Source organism: Methylobacterium sp. E-012 (genome assembly GCF_057836545.1).
Genome location: NZ_JBYQEY010000001.1, coordinates 1892854 through 1913369 on the forward strand (window position 1 = coordinate 1892854; position 20516 = coordinate 1913369).

At 69.0% G+C, this 20516-nt stretch carries 18 protein-coding genes and 1 tRNA gene; 7 read left to right on the forward strand and 12 right to left on the reverse strand.

All coding sequences use genetic code 11. The features are described 5' to 3' along the window. Positions 1-277 precede the first annotated feature (277 nt). Entirely contained in the window at positions 278-1639 is a 1362-nt protein-coding gene (locus AC3IF1_RS08970; RefSeq protein WP_243966969.1) for a polysaccharide biosynthesis/export family protein, read from the reverse strand. A 434-nt stretch (positions 1640-2073) separates the two neighbouring features. Here AC3IF1_RS08970 and AC3IF1_RS08975 point away from each other — a divergent pair, with 434 nt between their 5' ends. Continuing rightward, a complete protein-coding gene (locus AC3IF1_RS08975) occupies positions 2074-2208 on the forward strand; it encodes a hypothetical protein (RefSeq protein ID WP_279598222.1) in 135 nt (44 codons plus the stop codon). Between the two features lie 165 nt (positions 2209-2373). Here AC3IF1_RS08975 and AC3IF1_RS08980 read toward each other — a convergent pair whose 3' ends face one another. Continuing rightward, positions 2374-2598, reverse strand: a complete 225-nt coding sequence (locus tag AC3IF1_RS08980) for a hypothetical protein (RefSeq protein ID WP_489217259.1) — start codon at positions 2596-2598, stop codon at positions 2374-2376. Between the two features lie 267 nt (positions 2599-2865). Here AC3IF1_RS08980 and AC3IF1_RS08985 point away from each other — a divergent pair. Together AC3IF1_RS08985 and AC3IF1_RS08990 are read left to right on the forward strand one after the other, a co-directional pair. Next, positions 2866-2942, forward strand: a tRNA-Pro gene (locus AC3IF1_RS08985). A gap of 13 nt (positions 2943-2955) precedes the next feature. Further along, a complete protein-coding gene (locus AC3IF1_RS08990; RefSeq protein ID WP_243966971.1) occupies positions 2956-3279 on the forward strand; it encodes an ETC complex I subunit in 324 nt (107 codons plus the stop codon). 4 nt (positions 3280-3283) lie between these two features. Here the strand turns inward: AC3IF1_RS08990 and AC3IF1_RS08995 are convergent, their stop codons facing one another. Together AC3IF1_RS08995 and AC3IF1_RS09000 are read right to left on the reverse strand one after the other, a co-directional pair. Further along, entirely contained in the window at positions 3284-3742 is a 459-nt protein-coding gene (locus AC3IF1_RS08995; protein ID WP_489217260.1) for a nucleoside deaminase, read from the reverse strand. An 86-nt stretch (positions 3743-3828) separates the two neighbouring features. Beyond that, positions 3829-4896 carry a spore photoproduct lyase family protein gene (locus tag AC3IF1_RS09000; RefSeq protein ID WP_489217261.1) on the reverse strand — a complete coding sequence of 356 codons (1068 nt, stop codon included), beginning with the start codon at positions 4894-4896 and terminating at the stop codon, positions 3829-3831. A gap of 296 nt (positions 4897-5192) precedes the next feature. Here AC3IF1_RS09000 and AC3IF1_RS09005 point away from each other — a divergent pair, with 296 nt between their 5' ends. Both AC3IF1_RS09005 and AC3IF1_RS09010 read left to right on the forward strand, forming a co-directional pair. Then, positions 5193-7106: a putative bifunctional diguanylate cyclase/phosphodiesterase gene (locus tag AC3IF1_RS09005; RefSeq protein ID WP_489217262.1), complete on the forward strand. Its 1914-nt coding sequence runs from the start codon at positions 5193-5195 to the stop codon at positions 7104-7106. A gap of 321 nt (positions 7107-7427) precedes the next feature. Further along, complete coding sequence (locus tag AC3IF1_RS09010; RefSeq protein ID WP_489217263.1) at positions 7428-8183, forward strand: collagen-like protein; 756 nt, start codon at positions 7428-7430, stop codon at positions 8181-8183. A 73-nt stretch (positions 8184-8256) separates the two neighbouring features. Here AC3IF1_RS09010 and AC3IF1_RS09015 read toward each other — a convergent pair whose 3' ends face one another. Both AC3IF1_RS09015 and AC3IF1_RS09020 read right to left on the reverse strand, forming a co-directional pair. Continuing rightward, positions 8257-9267, reverse strand: coding sequence for an NAD-dependent epimerase (locus AC3IF1_RS09015; protein WP_489217264.1), 1011 nt, complete (start codon positions 9265-9267; stop codon positions 8257-8259). Between the two features lie 167 nt (positions 9268-9434). Continuing rightward, a complete protein-coding gene (locus AC3IF1_RS09020) occupies positions 9435-10205 on the reverse strand; it encodes an MOSC domain-containing protein (protein ID WP_489217265.1) in 771 nt (256 codons plus the stop codon). A 199-nt stretch (positions 10206-10404) separates the two neighbouring features. Here AC3IF1_RS09020 and clpB point away from each other — a divergent pair, with 199 nt between their 5' ends. Continuing rightward, positions 10405-13041: an ATP-dependent chaperone ClpB gene (gene clpB / locus AC3IF1_RS09025; RefSeq protein WP_489217266.1), complete on the forward strand. Its 2637-nt coding sequence runs from the start codon at positions 10405-10407 to the stop codon at positions 13039-13041. Positions 13042-13244: 203 nt separating this feature from the next. Here clpB and AC3IF1_RS09030 read toward each other — a convergent pair whose 3' ends face one another. From AC3IF1_RS09030 to AC3IF1_RS09055, 6 genes are all read right to left on the reverse strand, one after another. Further along, positions 13245-14162 (reverse strand): inositol monophosphatase family protein, encoded by a 918-nt coding sequence (locus AC3IF1_RS09030; RefSeq protein WP_489217267.1) that lies wholly within the window; start codon positions 14160-14162, stop codon positions 13245-13247. Further along, on the reverse strand, positions 14159-14734 hold the full coding sequence (locus tag AC3IF1_RS09035; RefSeq protein WP_489217268.1) for an NUDIX domain-containing protein: 576 nt from the start codon (positions 14732-14734) through the stop codon (positions 14159-14161). The genes AC3IF1_RS09030 and AC3IF1_RS09035 overlap by 4 nt, the downstream gene beginning before the upstream one ends. Before the next feature lie 9 nt (positions 14735-14743). Beyond that, positions 14744-15451 carry a glutathione binding-like protein gene (locus AC3IF1_RS09040; protein ID WP_489217269.1) on the reverse strand — a complete coding sequence of 236 codons (708 nt, stop codon included), beginning with the start codon at positions 15449-15451 and terminating at the stop codon, positions 14744-14746. 130 nt (positions 15452-15581) lie between these two features. Then, entirely contained in the window at positions 15582-16166 is a 585-nt protein-coding gene (locus tag AC3IF1_RS09045; RefSeq protein ID WP_489217270.1) for a c-type cytochrome, read from the reverse strand. Positions 16167-16174: 8 nt separating this feature from the next. Beyond that, positions 16175-17449 (reverse strand): PQQ-dependent sugar dehydrogenase, encoded by a 1275-nt coding sequence (locus AC3IF1_RS09050; RefSeq protein WP_489217271.1) that lies wholly within the window; start codon positions 17447-17449, stop codon positions 16175-16177. Between the two features lie 135 nt (positions 17450-17584). Beyond that, positions 17585-19561: an alpha/beta hydrolase domain-containing protein gene (locus AC3IF1_RS09055; protein WP_489217272.1), complete on the reverse strand. Its 1977-nt coding sequence runs from the start codon at positions 19559-19561 to the stop codon at positions 17585-17587. Between the two features lie 301 nt (positions 19562-19862). Here AC3IF1_RS09055 and AC3IF1_RS09060 point away from each other — a divergent pair, with 301 nt between their 5' ends. Next, complete coding sequence (locus AC3IF1_RS09060; RefSeq protein ID WP_489217273.1) at positions 19863-20516, forward strand: protein-L-isoaspartate O-methyltransferase family protein; 654 nt, start codon at positions 19863-19865, stop codon at positions 20514-20516.

Consider the following 20516-nt stretch of genomic DNA (forward strand, 5'->3'; position numbering starts at 1 on the left):
CGGCGGCCGAATGCGCGGCACGCCGCGGTTGAAGCATGGCGGAACCGGTACAGTGTGCGGTCGGCATCATCAGGACGCGCACACACGTCCAGGTTTCTCACGTCCTCAAGGAATGTCCCCGGATTGTCGAATCCCGTGGGGCGCTCCCTGCGCGCTTTGATCTGCCGGCTCTCGGTCCTCGCGTTTTCGCCTGCGTTCGAACCGAACCGGTGCCCATTACGGCCACGAGCGCTCCAGTCAAACGGCCGCTGTCGCGGCGTTGCGGATCGTCCGTGCGCTACCGGATGCTCTTGAGTTGGGATCCGGGCAACTGGCCGGCGGCCTGCTCGGATCCGAGCTCGGTTCGCCCGCCCTCGGCATCGACTTTCCGATTGATCCGGACCCGGACCACGTCCTCGGGAAACACGGCCGTTCCCTCATCGGCGGCCAATTCCTGGACCTTGCCATCGACTTTGCGAACAATGGTGTAGGACGTCCGGGCGTTCCGGTCGCTCGACTTCGAGATGTATCCATCCGTATCGGAAAGGAGCGCCTGGGCGGTGGTGATCTTTTCCTTCGTCTCCTGCATCTTCAAGGACACGTCGTGAATCTCGTCGGAGACCTCGTTCTTGAATTTGTTGCGCAGCTCCAGGCTATCCCGGTCGGCCTTGCTCAGCTCCTGCTGGGCGCGGAGGATCGACGTGGAGATGTCGAGCTTTGAGGACTCGAACTGTGCCAATTGTTGTTCCAGTGTTGACTGCCGGGCGTTGACGGTCAGTCCTTTATTCATGAGCGTGTCGACGGCATCCCGCTCGCGCTTCGCCAGGTCGATCTGCCGCTGCTGTGATTGCGAACGTTCGTTGAGCGAGGTCACCTCTTGGTTGAGGAGGACCTTGAGCGCCTCGTAAGACTTGAGCTGCGAGCGCATGGACTCCTTGCGCGACTGAAAGATGTTCACCTGCTGCTTGATGAAATCCCGCACGATCGGATTACTGGCTTGGGCATTGACCTCTGGCGGGAACGTCACGTCCTTGGCGTCCGACAATTCCGCATTCAGGCGCGCGAGACGCGTCAGATATGAAGACAGGGTCAGCTGAAGGACGTTCAGATCCCCTTCGCTGCTGATCGACTCCCGCTCGGGGCGCTCATCGGATGTCCGGCGAAACCCGCCCGCGACGCCGACCGCCTGAAGGACCGTCAGATTGGGGCGGAAGGGGTAATCGCCGGGGCGTGTGACCGGACCGAGGATGTAGAACGGTCGATACTGAGTGATCTCGATGGCGATCTCAGGCCGCTTGACGGTGCCGATCTTCTTCACGAGGCCATCGGCTATGATGTCCGCGACTTCGCTGGTCGATTTGCCTGCGGCCTTCACATCGCCGATGAGCGGCAACGACATAAAACCCGAGGAATTGATCGTGTATTCGCCGGATATGGCATCCCACTCGTAGACCTGGGCCTGAGAGGCCCGCCACTCGCTCGCCCGGACGCGGGTCTTGTCGCCCGCACCGAGCCTGTAATCGCCGTCCAGTGCGTGGCTGCTCTGAGGCAGCATCACCATCAAGGCGATGAGTAGAGACGAGGCTGCAGCAAAAAAATTCCGGCGCGCGTGCACGTTACGTTTTATACTGCCTTCCATGCAGCCAGTATGTTTATTCATCGTAACAATCCTCGAGCACAGCCGATCCGGGAATTACGCCATTCCTATCCGTCGATCCAGGCGGAATCCCGCCCGAACCGGGTCGGCGGCGCTCGTTCGGATCGCATCTTGATGCCGCAAACCTGCCGAGCACGTTGACCGGGACAGCAACGCTTCGTTTGCCATTCCGAAGCCGTCCGACCGCCAACACGGGTGCTTCGACAATAAAGACCGGTACCATCGCGCGTTCCGCGATCGGTCGTGGGTGCCGGGCCCACGCATCCCCGAAAGACTCTGCAGCGGACGTCCCGATTAAGTCCATAGTGACGAATAGGTTTTTCCCGTTGGTGAATACCGATGCCGTGCGGGCCCGGTCGGTTGGCCCGGGACCTCGCAGCGGGCCGGCCTCGCTGAACGCGGCACGAGCGCATTGGGTATTGGTTATCCGACGGGACGTGGGCATCGCGCTGCCGGTCATCGATCCGGTGCCTCCCGGGCTGATCGTGCCGCCAATTCCATCCGCTCGACGCGCCGGCATCCTCGAAGAGCCCGAACCGCCGGAATGCGCGATGCGTCTCGACGCTCCGTGAGGATACAGGAAAACGCCTGCCAACGCCTACGTGTGCATTGGCTGAGGCTTAAAGAGACGTGACCGCCGTCGGTTGAACGGCCGCCCTATGCCGAGCCGCGTTATCGGCAGTGAGCGACGCGCCAGCCAGGGGTGGACCTGCTGCCACCGCATAGGGGCAGGCCGATCACAGCCGTCGCGTGGATGTGACGCGGCGGCGCTCGATCCAGCCGGCAATCCGGCACCAGAGCGTATTGGGAAGCCAATACAGCTGTACCGCGATTGCACAGGCGGCCAGTAGCAGCAGGAAAAGGTATGCCACGGCGTTCAGAATCGGGCCCGGCGGTTCGTCGGCCTCGGCCCGATCGTACCAGATCGGGTCATCGTACCGACGCGGATCGTTATCGTCCAACACTGGGATCTCTCCATCACGCGCGACGGCGCTGCAGGAGGCATTAGCAAATCATTTACCACGGCCGCTGTCACGACCGACTGATGGATCGGTGCGCGTTCAGCACCCGTGTTCCCTGTGGGTTGCGGGTATCGGCCTCGCAAACGCCGTCGAGCCGCGCGCTTCCGCTCGATGCCTCCGATCGGAAACCTCAGCCATTCCGCGGTCGACAGTCGCCTTGCGGCGAAGCGGCCGAAACGCTAGGGATCGGAACCCCTAACGGGGTGTCGGGGTGTGGCGCAGTCTGGTAGCGCACCTGGTTTGGGACCAGGGGGTCGTAGGTTCGAATCCTATCGCCCCGACCATTCGATCAGGAGCATGTCGCGTCAGATGCCGAGCGCCCGCATCTTCCGTCCGTCCCGGGATGCCACGCAGTCGGGCCTCGCCCGCACCAAGCAGTGGGTGCTGGAGTTCGACCGGACCAGCCCGCGCGAGATCGATCCGCTCATGGGCTGGAACGGATCCTCCGACATGATGCAGCAGGTCCGGCTGGAATTCGACACGGAGGAGGAGGCGGTGGCCTACGCCCAGCGAGAGGGCATCGCCTACCGGGTCGAGCAGCCGGCGAAGCCCGCTTTGCGCAAGGGATTGTCCTACTCGGATAATTTCAAGTTCAACCGCACCGCCCCGTGGACGCACTGACGCGTCAGGATTCTCGCCGCGCCCGCCATGCCGCGTAGGGCGAAGTCCCCGCCGGCCGGATCTGGCGGAGCCGCATCGGTTGCGCGTCGAGGGGCTGGCACAGCTCCGCGTAGATCGTAGCACTGCCAGCGCCATGCTCTTCGGCTTCCTCGGCCGAGAAGGCGAAATAGCCCTGCTTGAAGCCCGCCAGGCGCATCGCGGCATGGCACATCGGGCAGGGGCGTCCGCTCGCGTACATGATGCAGTCGGAGAGATCGCGCCGACCCAGGATCCGGCTCGCCTCGCGCAACGCCACCATCTCGGCATGGGCGCTCGGGTCGTTTGTCGCGTGGACGGTGTTGGCCGCGCGCACGAGGACGGCACCGTCGCGCACGATCACGGCCCCGTAGGGCGCGCCTCCGGCGCGCACGTTGTCCGCCGCGAGGGCGACCGCCTCGCCGATATAGGCCTCGTGCGTGGACATCCCCACGATCCTCTCCGCTGATACCGCGCCCGGGACATCGGAGCCGGGCCGATGCTGGCGCTCCAACGCCGCGGATGGCCGGGAGTTCAGAACGCGTAGCGGACCGTGCAGTAGGGCATGGTCTCGGCGAGCAGGCCCTTGAATCGGGCGAGCCACTGGCCCTTCCAGCCGGCCCGGTAGCGCAGATTGGTGCCGCCGCCCTCCGAGACCTTGGCCTCCTGGATGTCCGGCCGCCACAGCAGATCCTCGGCCCGCGGATGCCAGCCCAGATTTACGGCATGCAGATCCGCGTTGTGGGTCAGCAGGATGATCTCGCATTTCAGCTGCGCCTTCGCGGCGTCCGACAGCGAGCCGTCGATCTCGGCGAAGAGCGCGCGCCAATCGGCCTCCCAGCCTTCGTACAGGATCACCGGCGAGAAATTGACGTGGACCTCGTAGCCGGCCGCTACGAAGTCATCGATGGCGGCGATCCGCTCCGGGATCGGGGCGGTGCGCACGTCGACGATCTTGGCGATGCGCGCGGGCATGAGCGAGAAGCGGATCCGTGTCTTGCCCTGCGGATCGTAGTCCAGGAGGGTGCGGTTCACCGCCTTGGTGGCGAAGGACGCCTTGGCGTTCGGAAGTCCGCGAAACAGCGTGATCAGGCTCCGGACGCCGCTGCTCACGGCGGCATCTACCGAGAGGTCGGCGTTCTCCCCGATATCGTAGACCCAGTAGGCCGGGTCGATCGTGTCGGGTTCCCGGAGGGGCCCCTGGCGTCCGGCGTGCCGGCCGATCGCCGCGCAGGCCTGCTCGATATTCACGAACAGCGAGATCGGGTTCGCAAAACCCTTGCGGCGCGGCACGTAGCAATAGGCGCAGGCCATGGCGCAGCCGTTGGACGTCGAGGGCGCGATGAAGTGTGCGCTGCGGCCGTTCGGACGCATCGTGAGGCTCTTCTTCACCCCGAGCACCAGGGTCGAGCGCTTGATCCGCACCCAATCCTCCACGGATCCGGCGTTGCCATGCAGCTCCGGGATGTTCCAGTGCGACGGCACCGGGATGAGCTCGGCCTCGGGGAAGCGTGCGAGGATGTCCTGCCCCAGGGGGAAATCCCGCACCGCGGCCTCATGGTAGATGGTCTGGACGTCGAGGAGGTCGCGCGTGAGGGCCATGACGGATCCGAGGCCCGGACGCCGCCCGGGATGCGATGCGGTGTCCGGCGGCACGGCGCACGAACCGACGTCTTCAGCCAGCGAAGATTGGCTCCGTTCGGACGGATCGTCTGTACCGGTGATCCCGCAACGATATCTTACGATTCGATAGGGATGATGGCGCGCTTCTGAATGGACGCGCGATGATCGTTCGGGACCAGGAGAGATTCAATCCGGATTCGCCCGGCCTCGGCGAGATCTTGGATCCCGCGGGTCCGCGTTCGCGCGCCCTCGTCCGACGGGACCAGCTCGAAGCCATGCGCAGCAGTGTCCTCGCTGCGATCCCCGTCAACATGTTGCTCGGGCTGGCGAGCATGCTGGTGGCGTATCGGAGCGGGCACGGCGAGGCCGGGGCCCTCTGGTTCGCGGTCTCGACCTGCGCCAACCTCCTCCGGATCGGGCTGTGCCGCGCCCCCTGTCTCGGCCTGACCCTGACGGCCGAGACGCCGCCGGGCATGGCCGCCGCGGCGGCGCGGTCGGTCGATCGGCATCTGCGTGCCTGCACTGTCGCGGCGTGCCTGTCCGGCCTGGTCTGGTCCAGCCAACCGCTGCTCTGCGAGGGCTACACCTCCGCGCAGACCTTGTTCTATCTCGCCATCACCTGCGGCATCACCGCGGGAGCGGTGACGCATGGGACCGCCTACGCGCGGATCCCGTTGTCCTTCATCCTGCTGCCGCTGTTCTCGGTCTTCGTCTGTCTCTGCGCGGCCGGCGACTTCGACCGAAACTGCCTCGCCGCCTGCGTGCTGCTCTACCTCCTGGCCCTGACGCACACCGCGTTCCGGAGCGAGGCGGGTTTCCGTGAGGCCAGCCGGCTCAAGAACGAGGCCACAGCGCTGGCGCGGTCGCGTGCCGAGGCTCACGCGAGTGTGAGCGCCCTGGCCGATGAGATGCGCCGGCGCGCTACCCACGACGACCTCACCGGCCTCCTGAACCGGGCGGGCTTCATCCAGCAGGCGGAAGACCGCCTCCGGGGCAGCACGCTCGGCCTGCTGCTGCTCGACCTCGACGGCTTCAAGTTCATCAACGACGTCTACGGCCACAAGGCCGGGGACCGGGTGCTGGTCGAGGTCGCCCGGCGGATAAGCGCCGCGCTGCCGGAGCACGGTCTGGCGGCACGGCTCGGCGGAGACGAGTTCGCGGTGCTGTACGATCCCGCCGCCACCGGCGTACCGCAGGAGCAGCTCGCGGCGCGTCTCATCGCGGCGGTGGGGCAGCCGTTCGACGGTTTCGACGCGGGCCGTCTCGGGGTCAGCATCGGCGTTCATTCGGGCCCGGAGCCGAGCCTGACGGACATGCTGAGTTGCGCCGACGAGGCGCTGTACGCCGCGAAGGCGGCGGGCCGGAACCACTTCCGGATGTTTGACGCGGGCCTGCGCGATCGCCTGCAGATGCGCCGCGATTTGGAGCGCGACCTCTCGACGGCCCTCGCGGAGGCCACCCCCGAGGTTTGGTTTCAGCCGATCTACGCCATGGACGCGACGACGCTGGTGGGGTTGGAGGCGTTGGTGCGCTGGCAGCACGCGCGCCTCGGCTGGATTTCCCCCCCGGATCTGGTCGCCACGGCGGCCACCGCCGGCCTCACCGAGTCGCTCCTTCGCTACATCCTCGAACGGGTTTGCGCGATGATGCTGGTCCTGCGCGACCGGGGATTCGGTGGCGTCCGCGTCGCGATGAACGTCTCGCCCCGGGAGATGGCGCAGGTGCCGGTGGACGAGATCGTCATCGAGCGTCTGCAGAGCCTCGATCTGCCGCCCGCCATGCTGGAGATCGAGATCACCGAAGAGACCGCCCTCGATATCGGCGCCGTTCAGGGCAAGCTGCAGGCGCTGTCACGCGCGGGCATCCGGGTCGCCCTCGACGATTTCGGCATCGGATACTCGTCGCTCTCGTCCCTGCGCCAGCTTCGGGCAGACCGGATCAAGATCGACCGGAGCTTCGTCACCGGCCTCGGCACCTGCGACGACAAGCACGGTCTGGTCCTCGCGGTCCTCGGCCTCGGCCGCCTGCTCGGGCTCGAGGTCGTGGCCGAGGGTGTGGAATCTGACGAGGATCTGCGCATCCTCCAGACGATGGGTTGCCCGTTCCTCCAGGGCTACCACCTCGGCCGTCCGATGCCGGTGCCGGTCCTGGAGGCTACGCTGCTCGTGACCTGCACCGAGGCGGCCTGATCGAAGCCTGGTGACATGGTTGTGACCGCTCCGGCTCGAACCCGGCGCGGCGTGTGCATTTGTCGGTCCGCATGGCCGCACCTGGGGCGATGGGCCTGGCTAGGCCTGCCGGGGCAGCTGCCGGTAGGCGCGGCACGGTCCGCCGTCCCGACCGCCGGCCGCATGATCACCGGGCGTCCGGGCGAATTCGCATCATGAATATCGAATTGCGGCAATGACCCTTGGAAAACTCGCATTTTCCGCGCTCGGTCTTTCCATTGGGTTATTGCTTAACCTAAGCCGTGCGGCATGGTGGCCGCTCAAATGATCATGGACATTGCCATGCGCGCAGCGCGGAAGCGCCACGCCCTCTGCTGGATCGTCGCCGTTGGGACCGCCTGGACGGTCCCCGCTCGGGCCGAGATGCGCATCGAGGCGGCCAAGATCACGGGCGGCGACCTCTGGATCGTCGGGTATGCCGATGATCCGGACAGCGAGATCACGCTCGACGGCCAGTTCCCCCAGCGGACGGACAGCCGCGGCTATTTCGAGTTCCACGTCGTCTATCATCCGGCCACCTGCATCGCGACCGTGCAGACGCCGAAGCAGTCGCGCAGCGTCGTGGTCGCGGGCTGCGGGCAGCAGGGTCCGCAGGCCCCCGGCCTCGTCGGGCCCGCCGGGCCGCAGGGTCCCCGGGGAGAGACCGGCCCGCGGGGGGAGGTCGGTCCCGTCGGCGAGCGCGGTGAGATGGGACTGCCCGGTCCCCCAGGTCCAGCGGGCGTGGCGGGCGCTGTCGGATCCCCCGGGCCGCAGGGCAATCCTGGACCGGCTGGTCCCGTCGGCGAGGCCGGGCCCGCCGGAGAGACCGGGCCGTCGGGCCCGGCGGGCGTGCCCGGTCCGCGGGGCGCGCAGGGACCCGCGGGTCCTCCCGGGCCTCCGGGCGCAGCCGGAAAGGCCGCACTCGCCGCTCCACAAAGGGCAACGCCGGCGCCCAGACGCACCGCGACCAAGCCGCGCCCCGAGCGGGACGAGACGCTTCCGGATCAGACGCCCGAGGTGGAGCCCGGCGGCGGCGTGACGTCCGAGGACCGCTACTGAGCCATCGCCGGCCGAGTTTGAACCCGCGCCCGGCGGCGGCGGGACCGCGCGCGACGGGACGCCGGGATCGCGTTCAGACTCGGTAGTAGTCCCGGTACCAGCGGACGAAACGCTCCACGCCGACCTTGATGGGGGTGCTGGGCGCGTATCCGGTCGCCTCGGTGAGGGCATCGACATCCGCGTAGGTCGCAGGCACGTCGCCGGGCTGGAGTGGCAGGAATTCCTTGCGCGCAGTGCGGCCCAGACAGGTCTCCAGGACTTCGATCAGGCGCAGGAGCGGCACGGGCCGATGGCTGCCGATGTTGTAGATCCGATAGGGGGCGCCGCTGGTCCCGGGGTCGGGCGCATTCGAGTCCCAGGCCGGGTTGCCCGCGGCCGGCGCCTCGGCGAGGCGGACGATGCCTTCGACGACGTCGTCGATGTAGGTGAAGTCGCGCTGCATCTGCCCGTGGGCGAAGACCCGGATCGGCTCGCCCGCCAGGATCGCCCGCGTGAACAGGAACAGCGCCATGTCCGGCCGGCCCCACGGGCCGTAGACCGTGAAGAAGCGCAGGCCGCTGCACGGGATGCCGTAGAGATGGCTGTAGCTGTGGGCGAAGAGTTCGTTCGCCTTCTTGGTCGCCGCATAGAGGCTGACCGGATGATCGACGTTCTGGCGGACTGAGAACGGCATCTGCGTCACTGCACCGTAGACCGAGCTCGACGAGGCGTAGAGAAGGTGCCCCACACGGTTGTGGCGGCATCCTTCCAGCACGTGGAGGAAGCCCTCGATGTTGCTCCTGACGTAGACGTGCGGATTGTCGAGCGAGTGGCGCACGCCCGCCTGGGCGGCGAGATGGATGACCGTATCGAACGTCGTGCCCTGGAAGATCGCCTCCGTGGCCGCACGGTCGGCGAGATCGACCTTGCGGAACGTGAACCGCTCGTAGGGGGCGAGTTCGCGCAGGCGGCTCTCCTTCAGGGAGACCGCATAATAGTCGTTGATGTCGTCGATCCCGAGGACGCTGTACCCCGCGTCCAGGCAACGCCGGGCGACATGATAGCCGATGAACCCGGCCACCCCGGTCACCAGGACGCTCTTCATGTCGTGCTCCGGGGCTGCGTCAGGCCGGCACGGGGTGCAGCTGGCGCAGCCTCATATAGCGGCCGGGGTCCGCACCTTCCAGGAATGCGGTTCGGGGCCGGCGCCGCTTCGACCGCTGATCCGACTCCGCTCCGTCCGGCATCGGCTGCCCGGGCGGCGCTGCGCGTTCAGCCCACAAGCCGCAACGCGTCCCCCGTCGCGATGGCTCCGCCGGCGATCACCTCGGCGTAGACCCCGAGGTCGCGGTGTCCCAGGCGGGCGTCCAGGGTCCAGGGAATGTCGCAATCGCGCATGCCGCTGGCCGGATCGACATTGGTCGCCGCGCAGCGCACCGTGCGCTTGGTGATCTTGAGCCGCAGGCCGCTCGGCGCCTCGATCACCTGCCCGACCATCTCCAGCTCGGCGAAGGGTGCGAGGCCCTCCACCAGCAGATTGCCGCGGAAGCGCAGCGGATCGACCGGCGTGCCGAGGTAATCCTCCACCGCCGCCACGCTCGCCCGATTGATAAGCGAGACGTAGCCGGTGGGTGAATCCGTGAAGCGGTATTGCGGCGGGGCAGCGAGCACCTTCGGCTCGCCCCGCAGGCTCTCGGGAACGAACTGCCGCATCAGCTCCGCCAGCCCGCTTCGCCCCGCCTCGGTGTCGAGGCGGAAGGCTTGCGGATCGCCGCAGCCCTCGACGGTGAGCGTCGCCGTAACGTCATCGTAGCGGGTGCGCAGACGGGCGAGCGCCTCGTCGCGCATCAGCATCAGGTATTTGGTCTTCGGCTGGTGCCGAGGAGCCACCGCGTCGAAGCCCGATGGGCCATTCTCGATGGCGTAGAGCCGGTCACCGGGGAAGAATCCGCTGGTCTCCAGCTCCGCCCGTTCGAGGGGTTCGGGGCTCAATCCCTTCACCGGATAGCGGTAGAGGGCGCTGACGTGAATCAAAGCGGTCATGCGTGGAGCGTGGCCCCGAATTGTCCGGTCACGCAAGCCCCCCATCGCCCCTTGTGGTGCCCAATTGCAACACCACATCCGTGCTACCGGCGGCCATCGATGGCGCCGGGGTCCTCGTGCGGCAGCGTGCCGGAGGGCGACGTTTCGGTGGCGCCGCGCCTCTCATCGGGCGGTGGATGCCGGTACGGGAGGAGTGTGCATGAATTTCGAGAAATACACCGAGCGCGCCCGCGGCTTCGTGCAGGCGGCTCAGAACCTCGCGATGCGCGAGGGTCATCCCCAGCTTCAGCCGGGCCACCTGCTCAAGGTGCTGCTCGACGATCCGGAGGGCCTGTGCGCCGGCCTGATCGACCGTGCCGGCGGCCAGTCGCGCGTGGCCCTGGCCCAGACCGAGCAGTGGCTCGCCAAGCAGCCGAAGGTCTCCGGCAACGCGTCCGCTCCGCAGGCGACGCGGGAGCTGATGCGCCTGTTCGACACCGCCGAGAAGGCCGCCGAGAAGGCGGGCGATTCCTACGTGACGGTCGAGCGCCTGCTCCTCGCCCTGGCGGTGGAGAAGGAGTCCGAGGCCGGCCGCGCGCTCCAGGCGGCGGGCGTCACCCCCGCCTCCCTGAACGCGGCGATCAACGCGCTGCGCAAGGGGCGCACCGCCGACAACGCCTCGGCCGAGAACGCCTACGACGCGCTCAAGAAATACGCCCGCGACCTCACCGAGGCCGCCCGGGAGGGCAAGCTCGACCCGGTGATCGGGCGCGACGAGGAGATCCGGCGGACCATCCAGGTCCTGTCCCGGCGCACCAAGAACAACCCGGTCCTGATCGGCGAGCCCGGCGTCGGCAAGACCGCCATCGTCGAGGGGCTGGCCCTGCGCATCGTCAACGGCGATGTGCCGGAGAGCCTGCGGGACAAGAGCCTGCTCGCCCTCGACATGGGCGCGCTGATCGCCGGCGCGAAGTATCGCGGCGAGTTCGAGGAGCGGTTGAAGGGCGTGCTCTCCGAGGTCACGGCGGCCGAGGGCGGCATCATCCTGTTCATCGACGAGATGCACACCCTGGTCGGCGCCGGGAAGGCGGACGGGGCCATGGACGCCTCGAACCTGCTGAAGCCCGCGCTCGCCCGCGGCGAATTGCACTGCGTCGGCGCGACCACGCTCGACGAGTACCGCAAGCACGTCGAGAAGGACGCGGCCTTGGCCCGGCGCTTCCAGCCGGTCTTCGTGTCGGAGCCGACCGTGGAGGACACGGTCTCGATCCTGCGTGGCCTGAAGGAGAAGTACGAGCAGCACCACGGCGTGCGCATCCAGGATTCAGCCCTGGTGGCGGCGGCGACGCTGTCGAACCGCTACATCACCGACCGGTTCCTGCCCGACAAGGCCATCGACCTGATGGACGAGGCCGGCTCGCGGCTGCGCATGCAGGTCGATTCGAAGCCGGAGGAACTCGACAACGTCGACCGGGAGATTGTCCGGCTGAAGATCGAGGCCGAGGCGCTCAAGAAGGAGACCGATTCCGCCTCCCGGGACCGTCTGGTCCGGCTGGAGAAGGAACTCGGCGACCTGGAGGAGCGCTCGGCGGCGATCACCGCCCGGTGGAAAGCCGAGAAGGACAAGCTCGGCACGGCGGCCGGCCTCAAGAAGAAGCTCGACGAGGCGCGCAACGAGCTGGCTGCGGCGCAGCGTCAGGGCCAGTACCAGCGCGCGGGCGAGCTGGCCTACGGGGTGATCCCGGGGCTGGAGAAGCAGCTCGCCGAGATCGAGGCCCGGTCCGATGCCAAGTCGGAGAACGGCCGCGACGCGATGATGGAGGAGGCGGTCACCCCCGCCCACATCGCCGGGGTGGTGTCCCGCTGGACCGGCGTGCCGGTGGACAAGATGCTGGAGGGCGAGCGCGACAAGCTGCTGGCCATGGAGGACGCGCTCGCCAAGCGCGTCGTCGGCCAGCGCGAGGCGGTGGAGGCGGTCTCCACCGCGGTCCGCCGTGCCCGCGCCGGGTTGCAAGATCCGAACCGGCCGATCGGCTCGTTCATGTTCCTCGGCCCCACGGGCGTCGGCAAGACTGAGCTGACCAAGGCGCTCGCCGGCTTCCTGTTCGACGACGACACGGCGCTCGTGCGCATCGACATGTCCGAGTACATGGAGAAGCACGCGGTCGCCCGTCTCATCGGCGCGCCTCCGGGCTATGTCGGCTACGAGGAGGGCGGCGCTCTCACCGAAGCCGTCCGGCGCCGGCCCTATCAGGTGGTGCTGTTCGACGAGGTCGAGAAGGCGCATCCGGACGTGTTCAACGTCCTGCTGCAGGTTCTCGACGACGGGCGGCTCACGGACGGGCAGGGGCGGACGGTGGATTTCCGCAACACGCTGCTGATCATGACCTCGAATCTCGGGGCCGAGTATCTGGTGAACCAGCCCGCGGGCGAGGACACCGAGGCGGTCCGCGACGAGGTGATGGGCGTGGTCCGGGGGCACTTCCGGCCGGAATTCCTGAACCGGGTCGACGAGATCATCCTGTTCCACCGCCTCGCGCGGTCGGAGATGGGGGCGATCGTGGAGATCCAGCTCGGGCGCCTGCAGAAGCTGCTGGACGATCGCAAGATCACCCTCACGGTCGACGAGGAGGCCAAGACCTGGCTCGCCGACAAGGGCTACGACCCGGCCTACGGGGCGCGGCCGCTGAAGCGGGTGATCCAGAAGAACGTGCAGGATCCGCTGGCCGAACTCGTCCTCTCGGGAAAGGTCCACGACGGCGAGACCGTGCCGGTGACCGTCGGCCCGATGGGCCTGATGATCGGCGACGTCACGGTCGGTGCCGAGCGCCGGCCGGTCCACGCCACGCTGAACTGATCGGTCTGGAAAGCGGGGGCGGCTTGCCTGGTGGTGGGCCGCTCCCCCCGGTTGCGATCAAGGCTGGAATCGGAACAGCTTGTCCCGATGGTCCCGATGCGCTGCGCATTCGCCGGCACAAAAGTGACGCGATGCCAGATCTCGGCGGGGATGGACCGAGAGGAGCGGGATCACCACCCCGGTGTCTGGGCGTGCTCGCGACGTCAGAGGTGTGACGATCGTGGCTCGGCCCGGCGGATCGCCCCCGAGAGATCGGCGGCCTGCGCCCGGTCCATGCAGACCAGCCAGAGATCGTCGTGGCCGGACAAATCGGCATCGAACAGATCGATCAAGGCCGCGGGCGGGGCGGCGAGATCCGGCCAGTGGAACAGGCTGAAGCCCAGCGCCTCGAACAGCGGCAGGATCGGCGCAAGGTCCCACAGCATGCTGTTGACGACGGTGGCGTCGAGCCGCCCGGTGGCCAGGAGCGCGGCGTCGGAGATCGACCCGCCCTCGCTCCAGGGGAACCAGCCCCGCCCGTAATCCAGGGTGAAGCGCTGCGCAGCCACGGCGAGCCAGCCGACATGGCCGGTCCGGTGCGCGGGCCGCTCCAGCACGCGCAGCGCCTCGGTCGGGCGCCCGCCCCGGGTCGGAGCCCAGAGAGCGCGCCCGTCGCAGGCCGCCAGCAGGAGGCCGCGCGCCGCCTCCGCGGGTTCAATGCAAGCCGGGCCGGCGCGGTCCTCGTTCCAGACGGGCAGGCTCATCACGCAGGCCCGGGGCCAGCCGGCGCGGCACGCCGCCACCATCACGCCCCAGCCCGAGAGGCCGCCCGCGAAGGGCCGCGTCCCGTCGATCGGATCGCCCACGAAGGTCCAGGCGTCCCGGGCGAGCATCGCCGCCGCGGCCCCGTGGCCCAGATCGTCGGCGGTCTCCTCCTCGATCAGGTCGGGGCCGAACTGCGCGTGCAGCAGCCGGCTCACGGCGAGGTCTGCCTCGGTGAGGGCCTGGCTCAGATCCGGGCCCTTGTTGGTCATCTGGAGCCCGGCCGCGCGCATGCGCAGCGCGAGCGGGGCCGCTTCCTCGGCGAAGGCCAGCATCCGGGCGAGGACATCCTGCGCGGAGGCGTCGGGTGGGCCGCTCATGCGGTGAACAATCCGGGGCTGCGGAGCATCAGCGCCTGGACGAGCACCAGCGTCTTGAGGTCGGGCAGCCGGCCCGAACGCGCGGCCTCGGCCAGGGCCGCCAGGGGCACTTCGACGGGCAGAACCTGCTCGCCCTCCGCGTGAAGCCCGCCGCCGGACGCGACCCTGTCGGCCTGTCCGTAGGGGGCGAGATAGAGCCAGAGGCGCTCCGAGGACACGCTCGGCATGCTGTAGGCATGCGCCACGCGCTCCAACTGCCGGAGGCGCACGCCGGCCTCTTCCATGGCTTCCCGGATCGCCGTCGCCTCCGGCTCGCCCCCGTCGAGGCCCCCCGCCGGCGCCTCGTCGAGGTCGGGGGGCTCACCCCAGAAGGCCGGCCCGACCCGGGCCTGCCGGACCAGCAGCGCCACACGCCGCTCGGGATCGTAGGGCAGGACGCAGGCCGCCTGGCCGTGATCCTCCAGCGCCCGCGGCACGGTGCTGCCGTCGGGCAAGGTCAGCGTGGCGATCCCGAAGGTGTTCCACCCCCGGTGGAGCACCTTCAGGGGCAGCGCGGCCGGCGTCTCGCTCATCGGGGCGGGTCAGCGCTTGGTGGTGGTGGCCGTCTGGCCGAACATCACCTTCTTGGCGTCCTCGCTCATGGTCTTTCCGAAATCCGGATTGACCTCGGGGGCGCGGGCATAGGCCGCCTTCGTGGCGGGCCGCTCGGCGATGGCCGCAAACCAGCGCTTCAGGTTCGGATGATCGTCGAGATTCTGCCCCTGCTTCTCCCACGGCACGATCCAGGGATAGCAGGCCATGTCGGCGATGGAGTAATCCGCCCCGGCCACGTAGGCGCGGTCGGCCAGGCGCCGGTCGAGGACGCCGTAGAGCCGGTTGGTCTCGTTGACGTAGCGCTTGATCGCGTAGTCGATCTTCTCGGGGGCGTATTGCGAGAAGTGGTGGTTCTGCCCGAGCATCGGGCCGAGGCCGCCCATCTGCCAGAACAGCCACTGCAGCACCTCGGCCCGGCCGCGCAGGTCGCCCGGGATGAAGCGCCCGGTCTTCTCGGCGAGGTAGAGCAGGATCGCGCCCGATTCGAACAGCGGGACCGGAGCGCCGCCCCCCGCAGGCTCGTCGTCGACGATCGCCGGCATGCGATTATTGGGGGCGATCTTCAGAAAATCCGGGTTGAATTGCTCACCCTTGCCAATATTGATTGGCTGGATTCGGTAGGCGAGACCCGCCTCTTCGAGAAACATCGTGATCTTGTGGCCGTTCGGCGTCGGCCAGTAGTACAGATCGATCATCGGCTCGTGTCCCACTTTGCCCCCGGCGAACCGGAAGTGGGCCTGCGCGGTGCTCCGGTCAAGCATCGGGGCGGCGGCGGGGCCGCTGTCCGCCGCCGCCAGCGCGGCCGCGCCGCGCCGAGCGCAATCGTCAGAGCCGCGACACGTAGGCCGCCAGATCCTTGATGTCGGCCTCGCTCAGCTCCTGCGCGACCTCGTTCATCGCGGGATCGTAGCCGGGCCGGGCATTGCTCTTGTAGCCGGTCAGCGCCTTGGCGAGGTACTCCTCCCGCTGCGCCCGGATCCGTGGGATCGACTCCCGCCCGGCGAGGTCGGCGCCGTGGCAGGAGGTGCATTGGTGCTTGGCGACGAGCGCCTGAGCCCGCTCGGTCAGGGCCGGATCGGCGGGCGCGCCGGTCCGGGTCGGGGGCGGCAGGGTCGCCACCGCGTCGGCATAGGCGCGCAGGTCGTCGTCGGAGAACCCGGCGGCGACGTCGTTCATCGGCGGCGCCTCGCGCTGCTTCTCCCGGAACTGGAAGAGCTGCGTGACGACGTAATCCGGCAGCTGGCCGCCCAGCGACGGTATCCCCTCGGTCTCGGACGTGCCCGCCCCGTGGCAGGCGACGCACGCCGCGAGAAGCTCGTGTGTCGCCGCCTCCGGGGCCGCTCCGGCCGCACCCGCCAGCAGCGTGCCGAGGGCCGAGACCAGCCCCAGCGCCGCGCGCCGTCTCCGCATCGGCCGCATCAGTGGCCGTAGCTGACGCGGTAGATCGCGCCGTTGTAATCGTCCGAGACGAGCACCGAGCCGTCCTTGGCGACGAGCACGTCGACCGGGCGGCCGACATACTTGTTGTCCTGAAGGAAGCCGGTCAGGAACGGCTCGACCGCCGCGACCTTGCCGTCCGCACCCGGCTTGGCCACCACGACGGCGCCGCCGAGCTTGGTGGTGCGGTTCCACGACCCGTGCTGGGCGATGAAGATCGCGTCGTGATAGGCCTCCGGGAACTGCGTGCCGGTGTAGAACCGCATCCCGAGCGAGGCCGTATGCGGTCCGAGCAGGCCCACCGGCGGGGTGAACTCCGCGCAGGAATGGCCCCAGCCGTATTCCGGATCGGTGAAGGTGCCCTGGTGGCAGAACGGGAAGCCGAAATGCTGCTTGCCCGGCTCGGTGAGCACGTTCAGCTCGTCGTTCGGGATGTCCTCCGAGACCCAGTCGCGTCCGTTGTCGGTGAACCAGAGCTGCTTGGTCTTCGGGTTCCAGTCGAAGCCGACGGTGTTGCGCACGCCGCGGGCGATGACCTCGGCGTTCTTCCCATCGAGGTCGATGCGCCGGATCTGCGCGTGGGTGTCCGGCGGCATCAGGATGTTGCCCGGCGAGCCGACCGGCACGTAGAGCTTGTTGTCCGGGCCGATGGCGATGAACTTCCAGCCATGGGCCTCGTCCTTGGGCAGGTCGTCGTAGACGAGGGCCGGCTTCTCCGGGCTGTCGAGGTGCTTCTCGATATCGTCGTAGCGCCAGATCTTGGACAGTTCGGCGACGTAGAGGGCGCCGTCGTGGAAGGCGACGCCGTTCGGCCGGTGCAGCCCCGACGCGATGGTCTTGATCTCGCGCTTCCCGTCCGCGCCCGCCTGCGGCAGCACCGCGTAGACCTTGCCGACCGTGCGGGTGCCGACGAACAGGGTCCCGTCCGGCGCCTGGGTCATCTCCCGGGCGTTGGCGATGCCGCTGGCGTAGACCTCGATCTTGAAGCCGTCCGGCACCTTGAGCTTGTCCAGCGGCAGCTTGGCGACCGGGGTCGCGAGCGGCGGACCCGCGACCGGCGCGAGCTTCGCAGCCGCGCCATTTTCCGGGCGACCATAGAGCGCGTCTCCGCGCTCGACCTTCACGCTCGCCGGCGGGGCGGCGGTGGCGGGCGTCTCCTGGGCATGGGCGGCGTGCGGGCCCACGGCGCCCAGACCCAGGCAGGTGAGGGCGGCGGCGAGGCCCCGGCCCAGGAACGGCTTGGAGGTCGGCGTCATGGTGTCTCCCGGGGCAGCCGGCATCTCGGCCGGTCGGTTTTCGCTGCACTCATTATTCAGCATTACGGCCCAAGACGCGACTCGCTGGATGAAATCCGATGCGACAGCGTCCTGCGGCCGTAACCGGTTGACGGATTACGGCTGCGGCGCAGCCGTGCGGGCGCGCTGCACGAACCGGTCGCCATCCTCCCGCAGGAGCAGGCGGTCGGCCACCAGACCGTCGACGGCCTGCGCGACCGCCTCCGCGTAGGTGGAGGGGTTCGGATAGCGCTCGGCCAGGGCGGGCCGCGGATCGCCCGTGGCCTCGCGCTCGGCCCGCGTCGCCACAAAGGGCAGCAGGCTGCCCTCGCGGTCGCACAACTCGCCCGCCGGGAACGGCTCGGCATAGAGGTTCCAGCCGGTATGGGTGCCGCGGGGCACGGCCACGTCGGGCAGGCGGATGCCGGCGACGTCCTGCCCGTCCGCGTCGACCCGCGGCACCAGCGGCCGGTATTGCGGTCCCGACTCGGGGTGCGGATCGACATAGGTCGGGAAGCGGGCGATGCCGTTGACGGCCGTCGCGATGGCGAGACCCGGGACATAGGGGAAACCGGTGGCGGCCGGCTCGACCAGGGTCCCGTCCGACAGGCGCGGGACCCGGCTCGGCGGCGGCGCCCGGCCGTCGCGGACCCAGTCCTCCAGGTCGACCAGCAGGGCGCGCAGGGCCGGACCGGGATTGAGCGTGTTGCGCGGGTGGGCGCAGGGGCCCCTGTCGGAGACGAGGTCGGAGCGGCCGTAATGGAAGCCCCCCGCGATCAGGTAGGCGCGAGCCGTGTCCGGCAGGTCGAGGTCGACCCGGCCGAGGGGATCGGTGGTCAGCAGCGAGGCGCCCTTCTGCCAGTACTCGGTCTCGGTGTTGACCTCCATCCACAGCGGGTCGAACCCGTCGCCGCGCAGGAGCGCGCCGTTCCGGCCGGTGACCGGGTCGTGCAGGGTGGCGGCCGAGAACGGGAAGGTGTTCTCCGGGTAGAGATGGTCCTCGTGCTGGGTGTTGGTGCGCGAAGGCTGGGCGAAGCGGGCGTTCAGGAACACGCCGCCAATTCCGGAGATGTGGGCCAGCACCCCGTCGAACACGCGTGCGCCGGCCTCGTCCCGGTTGAAACCCTCATGGACGAAGTCGCGCAGGAACCGGCCGCTCTGCGAGATGCCCAGGGCCACGGCACGTTGCACGCCCCCGCCGGCCGGATTGTCTGCGGAGCCCCCGCGCAGGAAGGCGACCACGTCCCGGGTGGCGGCGAAACCGAGTCCCAGCACCTTGGGGCCGACGGCCTCGTAGGTGAACTGATAGAGCGAGCCGGGCTGCGGCTTCGTGCCTGCGGGCAGCAGCCTGAGCTGGCGCGACCCCGCGAACGCCCAGGCCGCCCGCGGCACCGGCAGGGGCGCGTCGGCCTCGCGGCGGCGGACGGTCAGCGTGGCCCCGGGCTGATCGGTCCCGGCGGCCTCGAACGTGAGGTAGAACGGCGCCTCCGTGGGCCCGCGCGTCCCGCTGACGAGTTCGTCCCGCACGGTCCCGGTGATCGGCTTGCCGTCCCGGGTGGCCACCGGCACGTCGATCGCCATGCCGCCGTTCTGACGCAGGGCGTCCGCCTCCCAGCCGGACCAGACGATCGTGTCGCCGCGGTTGAGCACCAGGGCGGTGCCCGCGTCCCGCGCCGTGCGCGGGTCGTTGACCGCCTGTCCGGCCTGCGCGGGCGCGTCGAGCACCCAGTTGAACAGGAACTTCCGGCCGCGGTTCAGCACCTCGTAGAGCAGCGTGCCGCTACCGCGTGCCGGATCCTTCGGGCGCAGGATGAACAGGTCCGTTCGGTACGCCACGAGGCCACGGGCGTTGCGGGGCGCCAGCGCGATATCAGCGATGCCGGCATTGGCCGGGTCGGCCGGGTCGATCTCGCCCCGGGCGAATCCGATCACCCGCTCGTAGGGGCCGGCCTGGCCGAAGCCCGCGCCGTCCGCGAAGGGTTCGACCGCGGTGATGTCGATGCCGACGATCCGGGCGGAGGCCGGCGCCACGGCCGGGGGCAGAAAACCCAGCGCGACGGCGCAGGCACACAGGCGCACGGAGCGGACGCGCATCGCAGGACCTCCCGAATTGTCCCCTGCGCGTCGGCCGTCCGGCCGCGGCAGATGTCTTGGTTGCGTCGGAGCGCTGCATGTCGACAGCATTCACAGGACCGGTATTTCACGTCTGCGTCGAGGAGAGAACCGGGACGACCCGGGTGCAGCCCTGGATTCGTTCCGCGCGCTCACCTTGCGTTTTGGCGAACGATCTCCGAAAACGCCCCCCGTCCGGGAAGCTTAGGCTTGGCCGGGGTGCCGGCCGTCCGCCGGTGCCCGGCCGACGCAGCGTTCCGATCCGGTTCGGGGAAACGCATCGATGATCGATTACGCGCAGGCGCGGCGGATGATGGTCGACTGCCAGTTGCGGACCTTCGACGTGAACGACAATTCGGTGCTCGACGCGTTCGACACCGTGGCGCGCGAGACCTTCGTGCCCAAGGGGCGCGAGCCCTTCGCCTATATCGACCAGACCCTGCAGATCGGCGGGGCGGGCGCCGAGGCCCGCTGCATGCCGGCGCCGATGGTGCTGGCGCGGATGATCCAGGCCCTGCGCATCCGCCCGGGCGTCGCCGCCCTCGACATCGCCAGCGGCTACGGCTACGCGGCGGCCATCATGGCGCAGCTCGGCGCGAAGGTCACGGCGCTCGAATCGGTTCCGGACCTCGCCGCGGCGGCGCGCGCCCAGCTGGGCAGTGCCGCCGAGGTGATCGAGGGTCCGATCGAATCGGGCGCGCCGAAGCAGGCGCCCTTCGATGCGATGCTGATCAACGGCCGCGTCGAGGTCCGGCCGCAGGCGCTGCTGGAACAGCTCAAGGACGACGGCCGGCTGGTCTGCGTGATGGGTCCCCACCGGAACGCGAAGGTGACGGTGTTCGTCCGCGCCGGCGACGCCTTCGGGGGGCGCCCGCTGTTCGATGCGTCGCTGCCCGGCCTCGACGCCTTCGTGGCGGAAGCCGGGTTCGCGTTCTAG